Raw genomic sequence first — 14,856 nt, 5'->3', positions numbered from 1 at the left:
CGGTGGATCACCCTCAGCGAGCGCATCCTGTCAATGGCCCGGTCGGACAATGGCATCATGCAAAGCTTCAGGAACGCGGCCTTCAGCGTCGTCGGCCATCTACCGCGGCTGCAACGGCCGCTGCTGGAGCGGGTCGCCGGGCTGAAGGAATGAAGTGGTCGCATAAACCTTTTCGCCGGACGTGCGTTGTTGGGTTTCAAGCCAGGGAGATGACCATGCAGATGAAATCGGAAATCGCCGGCGAGGCCGCCAAGCAACGGCACATCCAGCGCCGTATCGACGAGAAGGACAAGTCCAAGTCCAAGGGCAAGCCAAAAGGCGCCATGCAGGCCGGTGCCCGCAAATATCCCGAGCCGCCCTTCCCCGAGCAGCACCAGCCGAAGCCGGGGCATGAATGGGCGATCGAGCCGGCGCCGCTTTACGATGCGCCATTTTATATCGGATCGAAAAAGCTCGACGGCAAAGTGGCCGTCATTACCGGCGGCGATTCAGGCATCGGCCGCGCGGTGGCCGTGCTCTATGCACGTGAAGGCGCCGATGTGGCGATCGTCTATCTGTCGGAGGACAAGGACGCCGAAGAGACCAAAAGGGCCGTCGAAACCGAAGGTCGGCGATGCATCCTGATCAAGGCCGATGTCAGCGAACGCGGCCACTGCCACAACGCGGTGGCTGAGATCGTGCAGCAGTTTGGGCGGATCGACGTGCTGGTCAACAACGCCGCTTTCCAGGTCCATTCCAGCGATTTCAGCGAGCTGACCGAGGAGCATTTCGACACCACGCTGAAGACCAACCTCTACGGCTATTTCCACATGGCGCAGGAGGCCGTTCCGCACATGAAACCCGGTTCGGCGATCATCAACACCGGTTCAGTGACCGGCATCGAGGGATCGAAGCAACTGGTCGATTACTCCATGACCAAGGGCGGCATTCATGCCTTCACCCGCGCGCTCTCGGGCAACCTTGTCGACAAGGGCATAAGGGTCAACGCCGTGGCACCAGGCCCGGTTTGGACGCCGCTCAACCCCTCGGACAAGGAAGCCGGCGATGTTTCGAAATTTGGCGCCGACACACCGATGAAACGACCGGCACAACCGGAAGAGATCGCGCCAGCGTATGTGTTCCTCGCCTCGCCGCACTGCTCGAGCTACATCACCGGCGAGATATTGCCAATCGTCGGCGGCTACTGACGACATGTATTTCATAGCCTTGGCCACCGACTACGACGGCACGCTGGCGCATGAAGGGATTGTCGCCGAAAAGACACTTGCGGCGCTTCAACGCTTCAAGAAGAGCGGCCGCAAGCTCATTCTCGTCACCGGGCGCGAGCTGCCCGACCTGAAACGCGTCTTTCCCGAAGTTGCGATCTTCGACAAGGTGGTCGCGGAAAACGGGGCGCTGATCTACACGCCGGTCAGCGAGGAAGAGCGGGCGATATCTCCGCCGCCCGCCCCCGAGTTCATCGCCAAACTCAGGAAACGCGGTGTCAAACCGCTTTCGGTCGGACGCTCCATCGTCGCCACCTGGGAACCGCATCAGGCTGTCGCGCTCGAGGTCATCAAGAAATTGGGGCTGGAGCTGGAAATCATCTTCAACAAGGGCGCGGTGATGATCCTGCCCAGCGGCATCAACAAGGCGACCGGGCTGACAGCCGCGCTTCAGGACCTCAGATTGTCGCCGCACAACGTCGTCGGTGTCGGCGACGCCGAAAACGACCACGCCTTCCTGCGCGCCTGCGGCTTCAGCGTCGCCGTCGACAACGCACTGCCGGCAGTCAAGGATACGGCGGATCTCGTGACACGAGGCGCGCGCGGAAAAGGCGTCGAGGAACTGATCGCCAAGGTGGTCGAGCGCGATCGCGAGCTTGTGCCGAACCGCGACGGCATTCTGCTTGGCTCGGACGATGGCAAGGAGGTGTATCTGTCGCCAACCGATACGGTGCTGATCGCCGGCAGCTCCGGCATCGGCAAATCGACCTTGGCGACCGCACTGACGGAGCGCTTTGTCGAGAGAAAGTTCCAGTTCTGCATCTTCGATCCGGAAGGCGACTATGACGGCCTCGAGGGCGCCGTCCGGCTGGGCGACGGCTCGAATGCGCCGACGAAGACGCAACTGCTCGATCTCCTGGAGAAGCCGGACAACAATCTGGTCGTCAACGGCCTGGCGCTGCGCGTCAACGAGCGGCCGGACTTCTTTGCCGACCTGCTGCCGGGCCTTGGCGGTGTTCGCTTCCGCACCGCGCGACCACACTGGCTGATCATCGACGAAGCGCATCACCTCTTGCCGAAGCGGCGCGACGACACGCCAATGGTTCTGGCGATGGAATTGCCGGGCACGATCCTGATCACCGTTCATCCGGATGCGATCTCAACCGAAGCATTGCGGCTGGTCACCGCCGTCATCGCACTCGGCCCCAAGGCGAAAAAGGTCGTCAAGACATTCTGTCGCGAGACCGGCACCGAACCGCCAAAGGACAAGGATCTGAGCTCTCCAAAAGACGAGCACGTGTTGTTCTGGCGGCCGCAGGCGCACAAGAAACCTTGCACGGTCGAGCCGATCGAGCCGCGGCAGTCGCTCAAGCGCCATAGCCGCAAATATGCCGAGGGCCAGCTCGACGAGAAGGGCAGCTTCTATTTCCGCGGCCCCGACCATGCGATGAACCTGCGCGCCCATAATCTGATGATTTTCGCCCAGATCGCCGAGGGCATTGACGACAAGACTTGGGAACATCATTTGCGCGCCGGCGACTATTCCAAATGGTTTCGCCACCAGATCAGGGATAAGGAGCTGGCGCGCGAAACCGCCGAAGCGGAGAAAGACGACACACTTTCGGCGCAGGAGAGCCGCAACCACGTCCTGGACGCAGTGCGCCGCCGCTATACCGCGCCCGCCACCGCGCCGAAGGAATAGATGCAAACTGCGCCTAGCCGGTCCGAAGCCGGCTGAGTTGGAGAGGTCAGACGATCAGGTGATCGATCCTGATCGGCAGGTCGCGAATGCGCTTGCCGGTGGCGTGGTAGACCGCGCTCGCGACCGCCGCCGCGGTCCCGACATTGCCGAGTTCGCCCAAACCCTTGACGCCGGCCGGGTTCACCTCGTGGTCGATCTCCGGAACCAGTATCACTTCCATCTGCTTCACGTCGGCGTTGACCGGCACGAGATAGTCCTGCAGGTCGCGATTGACGTAGCGCGCATAACGCTTGTCGATTTCCGTCGCCTCGTGCAAGGCTTGGCCGATGCCCCAGATCATACCGCCCATCAGCTGGCTGCGCGCGGTGCGGGTGTTCATGATGCGCCCCGCGGCAAAGGCGCCGACGATGCGCGGGACGCGGATCTCGCGCGTATGGCTGTTGATGCGCACCTCGACGAATTCCGCGCCAAAGGCGTATTTCACCGAATCCTTGTCCTGGTCGCCGCCGTGGAACTCCGATTGCCCGGCATAGAGCTTCTTCAGCGCCTCCGGTGACGATCCCTTTGGCGCGAATTCGGCATATTCCTCGATCGCACCGATCTGCATCGTCTTGAAAACATCCGACAGCTTGGCCGATTTGCCGTTGTCCGCGACGATTTTCTCTTGGCTCATTTCAAGCTTGGCGTTGCCGGACCCGGCCAGCGGCCCGGCTTCGGCGACGGCCGCGGCGAAGAGCTTTGCGCGGACGGCATCGCAGGCCTTCAGCACCGCCGAGCACACGCTTGCCGTCGAAATCGACCCGCCGGACACCGGTGCCGGCGGCAAGGCGCTGTCGCCCATTTCGACGCTGACCTTGTCCATTTCTATCCCGAGCCGTTCGGCTGCCATCTGCGCTGCCACCGTGCGCACGCCGGTGCCGATCTCATGCGAGCCGCATTGGACGCGAACCTCGCCGTCAGTGGTCAGGCAGACGCGGGCGGCGCATGGCGCAGCCGCCGTCGGATAGATTGCGGTGGCGCAGCCCATGCCGACCAGCCAGTCGCCGTCACGCATCGAGCCAACCGCGGCCTCGCGCTTGGACCAGCCGAAGGCCTCGGCGGCCTGGTCGTAGCATTTCACGAGCGAGCGGCTGGAGAAGGGCTTGCCGCCGATCGGCTCCTTCTGCGGCTCGTTGACGCGGCGGAACTCGACCGGGTCCATGCCGAGCGCCATCGCCATCTCGTCCATGGCATTTTCCAGCGCATAGACATAGGGCGTCTCCGGCGGCGAACGCATGTAGCCAGGCGTATTGCGGTCGGCATGCACCAGCGAGACGTGGGTCAGCACCGAGCCGTAATCGTACATGCGTCCGGTGGCCGAAGTGCCACCGACGACATAGGGATCGGGCCGCGACGTGACTTCCCAGCCTTCGTGTGCAAAGGCGGTGATGCGGCCGTCCTGGTTTGCGCCGATGCGGATGCGGTGCCGGGTCTCCGCCCTGTAGGTCTGCGTGCCGTACGCCTGAATGCGGCTGACGACGCAGCGCACCGGCCGGCCGACGCGGCGGGCCGCAACGGCAACGATCGCCGTGCGGGCCGTCATCGGCCCCTTGGAGCCGAAGGCGCCGCCGACATAGGGACTGACGATCCGCACATTGGCCGGATCGATCTTCAACTGCCGGGCGAGCTCGGCCTTCCAGCCGGTGACGTTCTGGCTCGGTTCATAGACCGTGAGCTGATCGCCCTGCCAGACCGCCGTCGTCGAGAACAGCTCGATCGGGTTGTGGTGCTGGGTCGGCGTCGAATATTTCTCGTCGATCTTCACTGCGGCTGCGGCATAGGCAGCATCGAAGTCGCCGGCTTTGACGTCCTCCTTGAACAACGGACTCTTGCCGGCGGCCGGCTCCATCTCCGTTCCCCTGGAATCGAAGCCGGCGCTGGGCGTCTCTTCGGCGTAGTCGGCGCGGATCAGCGCCGCGGCTTCCTCGGCCGCCTCGAATGTTTCAGCCACCACCAGCGCGATGATCTGGCCGTCGTGGAAAATGGCCTTGTCATGCAGCGGCGCGATCGAACTTGCACCGGTGTTGCCGAATTTCGGCTTGTCGATGCCGTCCATGTCGCCGACGCTGACGATATCGAGAACGCCGGGCACCTTACGCGCCCTTTCGAGCCGGACGGCGGTGATGCTGCCCTTGGCGATGCTGCTGGTAGCAAGTGCGCCATAGGCCATATTGGCGGTTGGAAGATCAGCCGAATAGCCGGCCTGTCCGGTGACCTTCAGGCGGGCATCGATGCGCGGAACGGGATTTCCCATGTTCTCTTTCGGCGCGGGAGCAGCTTGGTTCATGGGTCAGACCTTCATGTCGCGCGTTTCGAGCAGTGCCCGCACAAGCGTGCGCTTGCCGAGCGGTATCTTGAACGCATTGTGTTCGCGCGGTTTCGCCTCGGCGAACGCGGCTTCGGCGGCAGCTTCGGCCGCCTCATCGTCGAGTGCCTTGCCGCTCAGTGCTTCCTCGGCCGCCTTGGCCCGCCATGGCACGGTTGCCACGCCGCCAAGCGCAATGCGCGCCTGGCTGACGGTGTCGCCGTCCATATCCAGAGCCACGGCCGCCGAGGCCAGCGCGAACGCATAGGACTCGCGGTCGCGGATCTTCAGGTAGCGTGAGCGGCGGCTCCAGGCGCCAAGCGGCACCTCGATGGCCGTGATCACCTCGTCGGAGGCCAGTTCGGTCTCAACGTTGGGCGTATCTCCCGGCAGGCGATGTAGCCTCGAAAACGCTATCTTGCGCATACCGCGCCTTGCCTCCACCTCGACCGTCGCGCCGAGCGCGATCAGCGCTTGGGCGAAATCGCCGTGGTAGGTGGCGATGCAGGCGTTGCTGGTGCCAAGGACCGCATGTTGCCGGTTGAAGCCTTCCATGGCCGCGCAGCCGGAGCCCGGCTCGCGCTTGTTGCATGGCCAGGAGGTCTCGCGAAAATACTCGCACCGCGTCCGCTGCAACACATTGCCGGCCAGGCTCGCCATGTTGCGGATCTGGCCGCTGGCGGCGAACTTCAGGCTTTCGGCAAGCATCGGGCAAAGGCGCTTGATCTCGCCTGTGTCAGCAGCCTCGCCCATGCGGACCAGCGCGCCGAAGCGGATGCTGTCGTCGCCGACCTCGATCTGCCGCAGGGCCCTGTCACCGAGACCATTGAGATCGACCAGCCGTTCCGGCCGGGCCACGCCAAGCTTCATGTAGTCGGCCAGATTGGTGCCGCCGGCGATGAATTGCGCGGCGGCCTCGGTCGGCGGAACACCCTCTGCGGCAAAACGGGAAGCAATGGCGGCCGCCGCGGACACGCTGGCCGGTCTCTCGTAAACGAAGGGGCGCATCTCAGGCTTTCCTTGTTTCGTCCCGGGCCTGCACGATGGCCGCGACTATGTTGGGGTAGGCAGCGCAGCGGCAGAGATTACCGCTCATATACTCGCGGATATCGTCCTCGGAGCCGGCATGGCCTTCGTTGATGCAACCGATGGCGGACATGATCTGGCCGGGCGTGCAGTACCCGCATTGGAAGGCGTCATTGTCGATGAAGGCCTGCTGCATCGGATGCAGATTGCCGTCGGCGGAAGCGAGCCCTTCCACCGTGGTGATCTCATGGCCCTTGTTCATCACGGCGAAGCTCAGGCACGACAGCACCCGCTTGCCGTCGACAAGAACGGTGCAGGCCCCGCACTGGCCATGGTCGCAGCCTTTCTTGGTACCCGTCAGGCCGACATGGTCGCGCAGCGCGTCGAGCAGGCTGGTGCGATTGTCGAGGGCGAGATTGTAGGGCTGCTTGTTGATGCGCAGTGAAATCGCCGACAGATCGCGCGGCTCGGCCGAAGCGGCAGGTTGCGGGGCGGCGGCTTTTGCCGACGTGGCCATGAGCGGCCCTGCCGCAGCCGCCGAAACGGATCCGGTCATGAAACTGCGTCGGCTCAGGCTGGCAAGAGGGGTTTCGGACATGGCTGGCTCCCGGCTGGCTGGGTCTCAAGCCGGCCGAACCAGTCACGCAAGGCAAGGTTCCTCCGCCTCACGTGGCTGTGATCCTATGTTCATCCGAACCGTGCCGGGGAACTCTCGAGCCGGCTTGCCGTTCAACCCCGATCGGACAGAACCGAAATGGCGTCTGGAGCGAGATCATGAAGTCACAGATTGTTGCCGAAAGCGCCGGCCAAAGAACGTTCGTCGTTGTGCTTGATCCCGGCGAAGAGGCGTTTGCGCAGCTGACCTCGTTTGCGGCCGACCACGGCGTTGGCAGCGCGTCGCTGACCGCGCTCGGCGCTTTCGAAAGGGCAACTGTCGGCTGGTTCGACCCTAGGGAAAGGACCTACCGGAAAATTCCCATCCGGGAACAGTGCGAGGTGCTGAGCGCGATTGGCGATGTTGCCATCGGCGACGACGGCAAGCCCAGCCTGCACGTCCATGCCGTGCTCGGATTGAGCGACGGCAGCACAAGGGGCGGCCATCTGCTGGACGCCATCGTTCGCCCGACGCTCGAGGTCACGCTGGTGGAAACGCCTGGTCATCTGCGCCGCAGGCACCGTCCCGAACTCGGTGTCGCGTTGATCGACCTGGAGGCTTGATCCGAGCCGATCACTTCGTTGATTTAACTGCGGTCGTTTCGGGGGCGACTTCCCAACCGAAGACGCTGCGGCCGCCGAGCAGATGCGACTGCTCGAACTCCCCGGCGACGATTTCCTTCAGACTCGGCCCGGTGGCATAGCGCTCGACTTGCCGCGACTGGTCGTCCAGCCGCCGCAAGGCGCCGATCTCTTCCTCACGGCCGAGCCTGGCCTTCTGGACAGCCGACTTCAGCACGCCGATCGTCTCGTCATAGACCTTCAGCGGCACAGGGAACGGATGCCTGTCCTTGCCGCCATGCGCCAGCGAGAAACGTCCTGGATCGGAAAAACGGCATGGCGCGCCATGCACGACTTCGGCGACCAGCGCCAGCGCCCGCACCGTGCGCGCGCCGACGTTGGGCACCAGGAGAAGGCCGGCGAAATCCGTCGGGCCGCGCTCGGCCGCCGCCGCGATGTTGCCGTGCAGGCGGCGCATGACGACATCGCTTTCGCGTACATCGTGGTGCGCCGGCATCACCAGATGCGGCAGCAGCTTCTGTGCCGGCTCCGGCACTGGCGCCGAACCCCGCTCCAAAGCGGCAAGCTCCCTTACGATGCGATCCGGTCCAAGATCGTGCAGAAGGTCCACTTGTCCCTGGCGCGACGCTTCGGCGCGGCGGTCGGTCAGGTTGACGATCTCGCCCTGGTTGGCGCCTTCGATGGCGGCATGCGGCTGGTCGACAAAGCTCTTCAGGCCCTCCGACAGCCAGTGATAGCGGCGCGCCACCTTGCTGTCGCCGTTCATGCCTTGCTGCACCACCACCCACTTGCCGTCATCGGTGACGATGAAGCCGTGCAGATAGAGATCGAAACCGTCCTGGACCGCGGCGCTGTCCACCTTGGCGACAAGCCGGCTGGCAGTCGCCAGGCCCTGCCCGTCGAGGCCGACACGCTCGCCGATCAGGGCAAGCTCGTGCGGGGTCTTGCGCGAATGCGCGCCGCGGCCGCCGCAAACGTGAATGCCGAGCTCGCTGGAAAGCGGCGACAGGCCGCGCTTCAAGGCACCGACGACGCTGGTGGTGATGCCGGAGGAGTGCCAGTCCATCCCCATCGCGGCGCCAAAAGACTGGAACCAGAACGGATGCGCCAGCCGGCGCAGCAATTCATCGCGGCCGTAATGGTGGATGATCGCCTCGCACATGACCGCGCCAAGCCGCGTCATGCGGTCGCCGAGCCATTTCGGCACGCGCCCGCCGTGAAGTGGAAGGTCAGCACTTCCCGATCGCTGTGCCACGCTCTTTTGCTTGCTCCTTGAGTCCTGCCTCGACAGATAGGTATCGAAAGTGCCGCGAAGAAGCGATGGCCTGATTCAGGCCGCGATCGTTGCGAGCCGCTAGAGCACTTCCAGGAAAAGTGTGAAACGGTTTTCCGTCCGGAATTGCGCAGAAACAAAGCGATAGAGCGGTTCGGCGTTTCCGTGAAACGATGAACCGCTCTACCGGGCAGGCTCGCTGAGGAGATCAAACTTCTGGATCTCGCAATGCTCGCCCACCGATGCCAGCAGATCCATTGGCGGTGCGCCAGTGTCGGGCCGCCTCCAACTGATCTCGAACGAGAACACAGGGTCCTTGAGATCTGGGCGCCTCTCTATTGCGACGAGGCGTGCCTGGTAGCCAAGCGGCCCGATGAGCGCATCGAGCTCCTGTCGAGCCGCGGCCTTCCACGTCAGTGCCAACTGGGCATGGTGTTCGCGCGACATTCGAAGGTCCACCCATTTCAGGACCAGCAAAGTGGCCAGCGTCAGCGCCGTGCCGGCCGCGCCCAAGCCGTATTGGCCGCCACCGAAAGCCAATCCGATCGCCGTCATCACCCACAACGTGGCCGCTGTGGTGACCCCGCTGACAAGATTGCCGCGGCGAAGAATGGCGCCACCGCCGATAAAGCCGACGCCGGTCAACACGCCCAGCGGAAAGCGCAGGACGTCCATCGATGCAAACGAATCCGGGTGCTTGCCAACGGTCTCCAGCAGAATACTGGCCTGGATCATTGTGATGGCGGCGGCCAATCCCACCAGCACGGTGGTGCGTAGCCCCGCCGCGTGCCCGCGCGCCTCCCTGTTGAGGCCTATCAAAAGGCCTGCGAGCGCGGTCAGAAGCAGCCGTGCCGCGATGTCTTGCCAAACCGGAACAACGAGGAGCATCGCGGTCACCCGTCAGGCCAAGCGCTGCTGGCCTGGATTGGCGCCAGGGTCAAAGCGAACAAGGGTAACAGCGTCTTCATCGCAGACTCTTTTCGTCGATAAGCAACAAACGATGCGCTTAGGTTTTGGTTGCGCAGCCGACGATTCACCTCGGCTATGGGCAGCGGCGGAACAAAACCTTCGGCTCGGGGTTGGTGGGTTCACGCCAACGAAGGATTTTCAATCATGGTCCGCTTGCTGGTTGCAGGAGCCGTCGCTTATCTGGCCTATCGCATTACCAAGGAGATCGGCGGGTCCGACGAAGTCGATCCGCTGGCGCCTTCGCCCGACCAGACCGGCCGCAAAGTGGCGAGGCGGCAAAGCAGGGCCCAGGGGAATGGCCGACGGCGGTAGCGAATGCCTCGGCGGCGGCGCGGACCAGCCATGACCGCATTTCCGTTGCCGCTCGACCTTCGTCCGATGGAAGCCAAAGCCGCCGACGCAATTCCTGGCGGCGACGGGCTTTGGCAGTACGAACCGAAATGGGACGGGTTTCGGTGCCTCGTGTTCAAGGGTGACGATGCCGTCGATCTGCGTGCAAAATCGGGCAAGCCGCTTGGCCGCTATTTTCCCGAACTGATCGCGGTGCTGCGCGATGTGAGGTCGCGACGGTTTGTTGCCGACGGCGAGATCGTCATCGAGGTCGACGGATCGTCCTCGTTCGAGGCCCTGCAAATGCGCCTTCATCCAGCCGAAAGCAGGATCCGCAAGTTGAGCCTGGAGACGCCTGCCATGCTGGTCCTGTTCGATATGCTGGCCGAACCCGGCGGCAAGGTCATCATCGAACAACCCCTCACCAACAGGAGACGAGCGATCGAGGCCTTTGTCGCGTCGGCGGGACGGCCCGAACTGTGCCTGTCCAAATGCACGCACGATGCCGCTGCCGCCGAGCGCTGGCTGCAAGGCGCCGGCCATGGCTCGACCGACGGTGTTGTTGCAAAACTGATCGCCGAGCCATACCAGCCCGGCGAGCGCGCCATGGTCAAGGTCAAGCGGCTGCGCACTGCGGATTGTGTGGTCGGCGGCTTTCGCTATCTCGCCGGCAGCAACGAAGTCGGATCCCTGCTGCTTGGCCTCTACAATAACGAAGGCAGGCTGGACCATGTCGGATTCACCTCGACCATCGGCAAGGACGACAGGGCGGCGCTAACCAGACAGCTGGAAAAACTGCGGGCTAAACCGGGTTTCACCGGCAAGGCGCCAGGCGGACCAAGCCGCTGGAGCACGGAGCGCAGCGGACAATGGGAACCGATAAAGCCTGAACTGGTGGTCGAGGTTCGTTTCGACCATGTGACAGGCGACCGGTTCCGGCACGGAACCAAGCTGTTGCGCTGGCGGCCGGATAAGGAGCCCCGGCAATGCACGTTCGAGCAGATGGAGTAAGTCCCGCCGGAGGCAACGCTTCAAGGCGCTCTTGGTGTTCCGTTCTGCCGCCTACGACGGAACCGATGCAGAATTCACTGGTTCGCCGCACTAGCCGAGCCTCGGCAATCCATTGCCGAGGCTCGGGATGCAGTCTGAAAATCAAGCGGCTTCTTGCATTGCGCGTTCGTTGACACCGCTTTCGCCGAGCTTGGAAAGCGCTTCGTCGGTCGCGACCTCTTCCTTGAGTGTTGCCCTGAGCAGTTCGACAACGTCGCTCTTGCCGAGTTCTTCCGCCCATGCGATCAAAGTGCCGTAACGAGCGATCTCGTAATGCTCGACGGCCTGCGCCGCGCCGACAAGCCCGGCGTCGAGCGCAGGAGCACCGTTATACTCCTCGAGCACTTCCGAGCCCTCTTCGATGATGCCGTCAATCGCTGGACAGGTCTTGCCGCGGGCCGGCTTGCCGAATTTCTCGAACACCTCCTCCAGGCGATCGACATGTCCTTCGGTTTCCATGCGGTGTTTCTCGAAGGCGGCAGTCACTTCTTCCGACTCCGCGCCCTTGGCCATTTTGGGCAACGCTTTCAGTATCTTCTTCTCGGCGTAGTAGAGGTCTTTGAGCCCGTCGAGGAACAGGTCCTCAAGGCCCTTGCTTGCCGCCTTCGCGGCCTTTTTCGTAGTCGGCATGGTCGTCTCCCGGGAGTTGGTGGCAGCCTCGCAAAGTAGAGGCGTCCGATAACCCTCCGATGGGAAACAAGTTCCCTGACGGTTCAGGAGCTTTGAAAATTTTTCCGACGGCACTTGTGTCGTATCGCAAGGGGCCTCGACCTGCGGTAGCAACAGGCGAGAAAAGCACTCAGCGCTCGCCGGTATGTCCGACCAGGCGGATATATTCGGCCTCGGCCAGGCCGTAGCCGCCATCCGCTAGCGAAACGAGACCATCGCGGTCGCGGATAATGATTTCGCCGCGGCGGGACCGGATGAGCCCTCGGCCCTCAAGCAGCTGGAGCGCGACCGTGACGCCCGGACGTCTTACGCCGAGCATGATCGACAGGAATTCGTGGGTGATCGTCAGCCGGTCGCCGGCCACCCGATCGTCACACATGAGCAGCCAGCGCGCCAGCCGGTCTTCAAGCTTCGATCGCGCGTTGACCAGCGCGGTGTAGCCGGTCTGGACATGCAGACACTGCACGTAGCGCAACAAAAACAACCGCAGTGTCGGGCTTTGCGTCAGCGCTGCCTTGAATGGCTCGGCATCTATCCTGGCGGCTTCTCCCGCCAGTTGCACATAGCAATCATGGACCATGCGATCGTCGCCCATCACCAGGGCCGAGCCGGTCATACCTTCCAAGCCAATGAGGCCAACTTCCGCATCGCTGCCATTCGGCATTTTCGCAACCACTGAACCAATGCCGTCCTCGACGAAATAGATGGCCTCGATCGGTGATCCGGATACTTCGAGCGATTGCCGCAACTCCAGCGAACAGCGCTCGATGTGCGGCTCGAGGAATGCAAAATCGCCGGCGCTCATCCGGCGCAACAGCTTGTTTTTGAATAGATTTTGATTGGAAATTGCTGGATCAGACATAGCCAGGCCCAAAACAGGGCAAGAGCGTTTTGATCTCCCAGCCGTCCGCGCCCGGTATAACCTGCGGACGATACGGCTTATATAAGCGCTGAAAGGTATGGAGCCTACTAAATAAATAAATCAATCGATGCACGGCAGTTTCTCCTGCCGCTTGCCTACGAAAACATCCCACTGAAAGTTAGAGTTGAAAACGTACCAAAGGTGCTTTGGTACGAAATCGACAAATCAAAAATGTCGGGCGCGAAAGAGCCCGTCGCGAGGGATGCAACGGGCTCCATTCGGGCGTCGTGGGCTACGCCCAGTGATCCAAATGAGGGTGGCTTGGATCACTACAATAATGCAGGTGAAAGGCAGTTGTTCCCCATCTGTCCGCTCGGTAATTTCCGTACATTGAGTTTGGAGGCGAGCGGCGCTAATTGAATTTGAGTCGTCCACACAGACATGGCGAGTGGATGCTTGAAAGACGCTTCGCGCTTTCGCCCTTTTCAGGGAGGATGGCATGTCGATGCATGGTGCAGCAACTCCAGCCGAACTGAGCGTGCTGAGAAAAGCGCTCGACGACTGCTGCCGCGAGTTGGGTGTTGCGGACGACAGTCCGGTCCGCGAGCGGTTGGCCGCCCGTATCATGTCGCTGTTCAACGAGGGCGCGCTAAGCGCCGATCTAAAAGAAGCACTGGCCGCCGATCGCCAACACTAATGCTGCTGCTATGGCGGGGTCCTCGGTGTCGAAGGGTTCGGCGCCGGGTCGGCCTTTTTAGCCAGGGTCCCAGAGACTTTTCGTCTGTTCACGACAAAACGCCCGCCGCTTATTACCCGGCGGCAGGCGTTTTGTCGTGAGCGTGACGCTAAATGCGCCCAAGCACGACCAAGATGATGACGATGAGCAGCACCAGGCCGAGGCCACCGCCACCGTAATAGCCGGTGCCGTAGAACGGTCCGCCGCCCAAGCCGCTGAAGCCGCCAAGCAAGGCAAGGACCAAGATGATGATGAGAATGGTTCCAAGGCCCATGATGTCTGCTCTCCTTGTTTGCGCTGCCGCCATTTCGCATCAGCGCGTTCGCATTGTACAAAGGTATGAACTCGCAAGGAGCATTCCTGTTCCGGCGGGACAGCAAGGCGCACGCTCATGCAGCGAGGAAAACGCCGGGCTGTGCAATGGCGCGCCGGCCACCTTGAACACCTGAGAACATGCTGAATTCATAGGAAATTTGTCGGAACCTTCGCCCGCCCGAACGGTTGTTTTCGTAGTCGCAACGCGACGACCCTCGTAAAAAGGAGAAGCATCATGCTCACGAAAATTCTCGCAGCTTCGGCGCTTACGATCGGTCTGGCCACGTCAGCGATGGCCCAGAACGTCGGCGCCCCCTCAGGAACCGCTGCCGACGGCAGCGGGCGGACGGTCGTAGTCCCGGATAATGGCGGCCCTGACACCGGCACGGATTCGACCATCACCAACAGCATTCGCGATTTCTCAACGACGAATTCGAATGCCGACCGGAATTGCCCGCCGGGCCCGCAGGGGGCTCTGCCCGATGCGACCGGCAAGGCTCCGGGAACGATGGCGCCGACGGTGAACGATAACCACTGCGGCAAGTAAACGCCCTGTGATCATAGCCTGACGAGGCTGCGGAGCGTGCGCTCCGCAGCCTCGTCAGTTTGCCATAAATCAGCCGCCTATCGGCTGCGATGGTCGAAGCTGACGGCGATCTCCCGCCCGTCCAGCGCCCGAATGATGGAGCCAACCAGTTCTTCGTCGGTTTGCCGGAACCAGGGAAAGCGTCTGCGCAAATCGGCTATGACGACGGTGGTCGAGAGAATGTCGCCGGAATGGTAGTCGGCCATGACGGTATGAACGGCAGCGTCGGTATCAATACCGATTCCTAGCGGCGACCTGATCTGCCCCACGGAAGCCTCCACCCATCTCTCCCAGCCAACGATAGCAAGACTGCGGCAAAGCGAAAGAGCTTGTACGATTCCGTACGATCTCGCGGCTTGCGTTGCACTTTGCAGGACGCAGCCGGCGTCCTTTGTTTTGCGTTTCCAAAACATTGTTTGGCGTGGGGGGGGGGGGGGGGGGCCCCCCCCCCCCCCCACACCCCCCCCCAAACCCACGAACCAAAACACGGAGGTGAAACAAGATAAAAAAAAAAAAAAAAAAAACGCCCCCACCCAAAAAATGGAATAAAGGT

16 protein-coding genes are annotated in these 14,856 nt (G+C 62.4%); 7 read left to right on the top strand and 9 right to left on the bottom strand.

The window, feature by feature from the left end; genetic code table 11:
* The first annotated feature begins 215 nt into the window (after positions 1 to 215).
* Both NKH43_RS16580 and NKH43_RS16575 read left to right on the top strand, forming a co-directional pair.
* Positions 216 to 1,187, top strand: a complete 972-nt coding sequence (locus NKH43_RS16580) for an SDR family oxidoreductase (protein WP_352481428.1) — start codon at positions 216 to 218, stop codon at positions 1,185 to 1,187.
* Positions 1,188 to 1,191: 4 nt separating this feature from the next.
* Positions 1,192 to 2,907 carry an HAD family hydrolase gene (locus NKH43_RS16575; RefSeq protein ID WP_352859030.1) on the top strand — a complete coding sequence of 572 codons (1,716 nt, stop codon included), beginning with the start codon at positions 1,192 to 1,194 and terminating at the stop codon, positions 2,905 to 2,907.
* Between the two features lie 46 nt (positions 2,908 to 2,953).
* On the opposite strand, the gene NKH43_RS16570 is transcribed toward NKH43_RS16575, so the two are convergent.
* From NKH43_RS16570 to NKH43_RS16560, 3 genes are read right to left on the bottom strand one after another with little or no spacing between them, the layout of a single operon-like run.
* Positions 2,954 to 5,233 carry a xanthine dehydrogenase family protein molybdopterin-binding subunit gene (locus NKH43_RS16570; RefSeq protein WP_352859029.1) on the bottom strand — a complete coding sequence of 760 codons (2,280 nt, stop codon included), beginning with the start codon at positions 5,231 to 5,233 and terminating at the stop codon, positions 2,954 to 2,956.
* Between the two features lie 3 nt (positions 5,234 to 5,236).
* A complete protein-coding gene (locus tag NKH43_RS16565) occupies positions 5,237 to 6,259 on the bottom strand; it encodes an FAD binding domain-containing protein (RefSeq protein ID WP_352481425.1) in 1,023 nt (340 codons plus the stop codon).
* 1 nt (position 6,260) lies between these two features.
* Complete coding sequence (locus NKH43_RS16560; protein WP_352548009.1) at positions 6,261 to 6,875, bottom strand: (2Fe-2S)-binding protein; 615 nt, start codon at positions 6,873 to 6,875, stop codon at positions 6,261 to 6,263.
* 176 nt (positions 6,876 to 7,051) lie between these two features.
* On the opposite strand from NKH43_RS16560, the gene NKH43_RS16555 reads away from it, so the two are divergent.
* On the top strand, positions 7,052 to 7,495 hold the full coding sequence (locus NKH43_RS16555) for a PPC domain-containing DNA-binding protein (protein WP_023720542.1): 444 nt from the start codon (positions 7,052 to 7,054) through the stop codon (positions 7,493 to 7,495).
* 10 nt (positions 7,496 to 7,505) lie between these two features.
* Here NKH43_RS16555 and NKH43_RS16550 read toward each other — a convergent pair whose 3' ends face one another.
* Both NKH43_RS16550 and NKH43_RS16545 read right to left on the bottom strand, forming a co-directional pair.
* Entirely contained in the window at positions 7,506 to 8,768 is a 1,263-nt protein-coding gene (locus NKH43_RS16550) for a DUF763 domain-containing protein (RefSeq protein ID WP_352859027.1), read from the bottom strand.
* Between the two features lie 201 nt (positions 8,769 to 8,969).
* Entirely contained in the window at positions 8,970 to 9,674 is a 705-nt protein-coding gene (locus NKH43_RS16545) for an MgtC/SapB family protein (RefSeq protein ID WP_031194456.1), read from the bottom strand.
* A gap of 225 nt (positions 9,675 to 9,899) precedes the next feature.
* Here NKH43_RS16545 and NKH43_RS16540 point away from each other — a divergent pair, with 225 nt between their 5' ends.
* Both NKH43_RS16540 and NKH43_RS16535 read left to right on the top strand, forming a co-directional pair.
* Positions 9,900 to 10,067: a hypothetical protein gene (locus tag NKH43_RS16540; protein WP_352791470.1), complete on the top strand. Its 168-nt coding sequence runs from the start codon at positions 9,900 to 9,902 to the stop codon at positions 10,065 to 10,067.
* A 30-nt stretch (positions 10,068 to 10,097) separates the two neighbouring features.
* Entirely contained in the window at positions 10,098 to 11,096 is a 999-nt protein-coding gene (locus tag NKH43_RS16535) for an ATP-dependent DNA ligase (RefSeq protein ID WP_352859025.1), read from the top strand.
* A gap of 141 nt (positions 11,097 to 11,237) precedes the next feature.
* Here the strand turns inward: NKH43_RS16535 and NKH43_RS16530 are convergent, their stop codons facing one another.
* Together NKH43_RS16530 and NKH43_RS16525 are read right to left on the bottom strand one after the other, a co-directional pair.
* Positions 11,238 to 11,765, bottom strand: a complete 528-nt coding sequence (locus NKH43_RS16530; RefSeq protein WP_352495102.1) for a YciE/YciF ferroxidase family protein — start codon at positions 11,763 to 11,765, stop codon at positions 11,238 to 11,240.
* Positions 11,766 to 11,934: 169 nt separating this feature from the next.
* Complete coding sequence (locus NKH43_RS16525) at positions 11,935 to 12,609, bottom strand: Crp/Fnr family transcriptional regulator (RefSeq protein WP_502895982.1); 675 nt, start codon at positions 12,607 to 12,609, stop codon at positions 11,935 to 11,937.
* A 556-nt stretch (positions 12,610 to 13,165) separates the two neighbouring features.
* On the opposite strand from NKH43_RS16525, the gene NKH43_RS16520 reads away from it, so the two are divergent.
* Positions 13,166 to 13,363, top strand: coding sequence for a hypothetical protein (locus NKH43_RS16520; RefSeq protein ID WP_352859021.1), 198 nt, complete (start codon positions 13,166 to 13,168; stop codon positions 13,361 to 13,363).
* 148 nt (positions 13,364 to 13,511) lie between these two features.
* Here NKH43_RS16520 and NKH43_RS16515 read toward each other — a convergent pair whose 3' ends face one another.
* Positions 13,512 to 13,676: a DUF3309 family protein gene (locus tag NKH43_RS16515; protein WP_023720548.1), complete on the bottom strand. Its 165-nt coding sequence runs from the start codon at positions 13,674 to 13,676 to the stop codon at positions 13,512 to 13,514.
* A gap of 276 nt (positions 13,677 to 13,952) precedes the next feature.
* Here NKH43_RS16515 and NKH43_RS16510 point away from each other — a divergent pair, with 276 nt between their 5' ends.
* Positions 13,953 to 14,264: a hypothetical protein gene (locus tag NKH43_RS16510; protein WP_352859020.1), complete on the top strand. Its 312-nt coding sequence runs from the start codon at positions 13,953 to 13,955 to the stop codon at positions 14,262 to 14,264.
* Between the two features lie 77 nt (positions 14,265 to 14,341).
* On the opposite strand, the gene NKH43_RS16505 is transcribed toward NKH43_RS16510, so the two are convergent.
* Entirely contained in the window at positions 14,342 to 14,572 is a 231-nt protein-coding gene (locus tag NKH43_RS16505) for a hypothetical protein (protein WP_352859019.1), read from the bottom strand.
* Between the last annotated feature and the right edge of the window lie 284 nt (positions 14,573 to 14,856).

It is taken from the genome of Mesorhizobium sp. M1163, assembly GCF_040318415.1.
Taxonomy (GTDB): Bacteria; Pseudomonadota; Alphaproteobacteria; order Rhizobiales; family Rhizobiaceae; genus Mesorhizobium.
This window is presented reverse-complemented; position numbering and strand designations above follow the sequence as displayed.

What these genes read in the sequence shown, in the direction of transcription:
- NKH43_RS16580 (WP_352481428.1), top strand. Translation starts at nt 216, where the DNA reads ATGCAGATGAAATCGGAAATCGCCGGCGAGGCCGCCAAGCAACGGCAC.
- NKH43_RS16520 (WP_352859021.1), top strand. Translation starts at nt 13,166, where the DNA reads ATGTCGATGCATGGTGCAGCAACTCCAGCCGAACTGAGCGTGCTGAGA.
- NKH43_RS16555 (WP_023720542.1), top strand. Translation starts at nt 7,052, where the DNA reads ATGAAGTCACAGATTGTTGCCGAAAGCGCCGGCCAAAGAACGTTCGTC.
- NKH43_RS16525 (WP_502895982.1), bottom strand. Translation starts at nt 12,609, where the DNA reads ATGAGCGCCGGCGATTTTGCATTCCTCGAGCCGCACATCGAGCGCTGT.
- NKH43_RS16560 (WP_352548009.1), bottom strand. Translation starts at nt 6,875, where the DNA reads ATGTCCGAAACCCCTCTTGCCAGCCTGAGCCGACGCAGTTTCATGACC.
- NKH43_RS16545 (WP_031194456.1), bottom strand. Translation starts at nt 9,674, where the DNA reads ATGCTCCTCGTTGTTCCGGTTTGGCAAGACATCGCGGCACGGCTGCTT.
- NKH43_RS16510 (WP_352859020.1), top strand. Translation starts at nt 13,953, where the DNA reads ATGCTCACGAAAATTCTCGCAGCTTCGGCGCTTACGATCGGTCTGGCC.
- NKH43_RS16540 (WP_352791470.1), top strand. Translation starts at nt 9,900, where the DNA reads ATGGTCCGCTTGCTGGTTGCAGGAGCCGTCGCTTATCTGGCCTATCGC.
- NKH43_RS16515 (WP_023720548.1), bottom strand. Translation starts at nt 13,676, where the DNA reads ATGGGCCTTGGAACCATTCTCATCATCATCTTGGTCCTTGCCTTGCTT.
- NKH43_RS16575 (WP_352859030.1), top strand. Translation starts at nt 1,192, where the DNA reads ATGTATTTCATAGCCTTGGCCACCGACTACGACGGCACGCTGGCGCAT.
- NKH43_RS16535 (WP_352859025.1), top strand. Translation starts at nt 10,098, where the DNA reads ATGACCGCATTTCCGTTGCCGCTCGACCTTCGTCCGATGGAAGCCAAA.
- NKH43_RS16530 (WP_352495102.1), bottom strand. Translation starts at nt 11,765, where the DNA reads ATGCCGACTACGAAAAAGGCCGCGAAGGCGGCAAGCAAGGGCCTTGAG.
- NKH43_RS16565 (WP_352481425.1), bottom strand. Translation starts at nt 6,259, where the DNA reads ATGCGCCCCTTCGTTTACGAGAGACCGGCCAGCGTGTCCGCGGCGGCC.
- NKH43_RS16570 (WP_352859029.1), bottom strand. Translation starts at nt 5,233, where the DNA reads ATGAACCAAGCTGCTCCCGCGCCGAAAGAGAACATGGGAAATCCCGTT.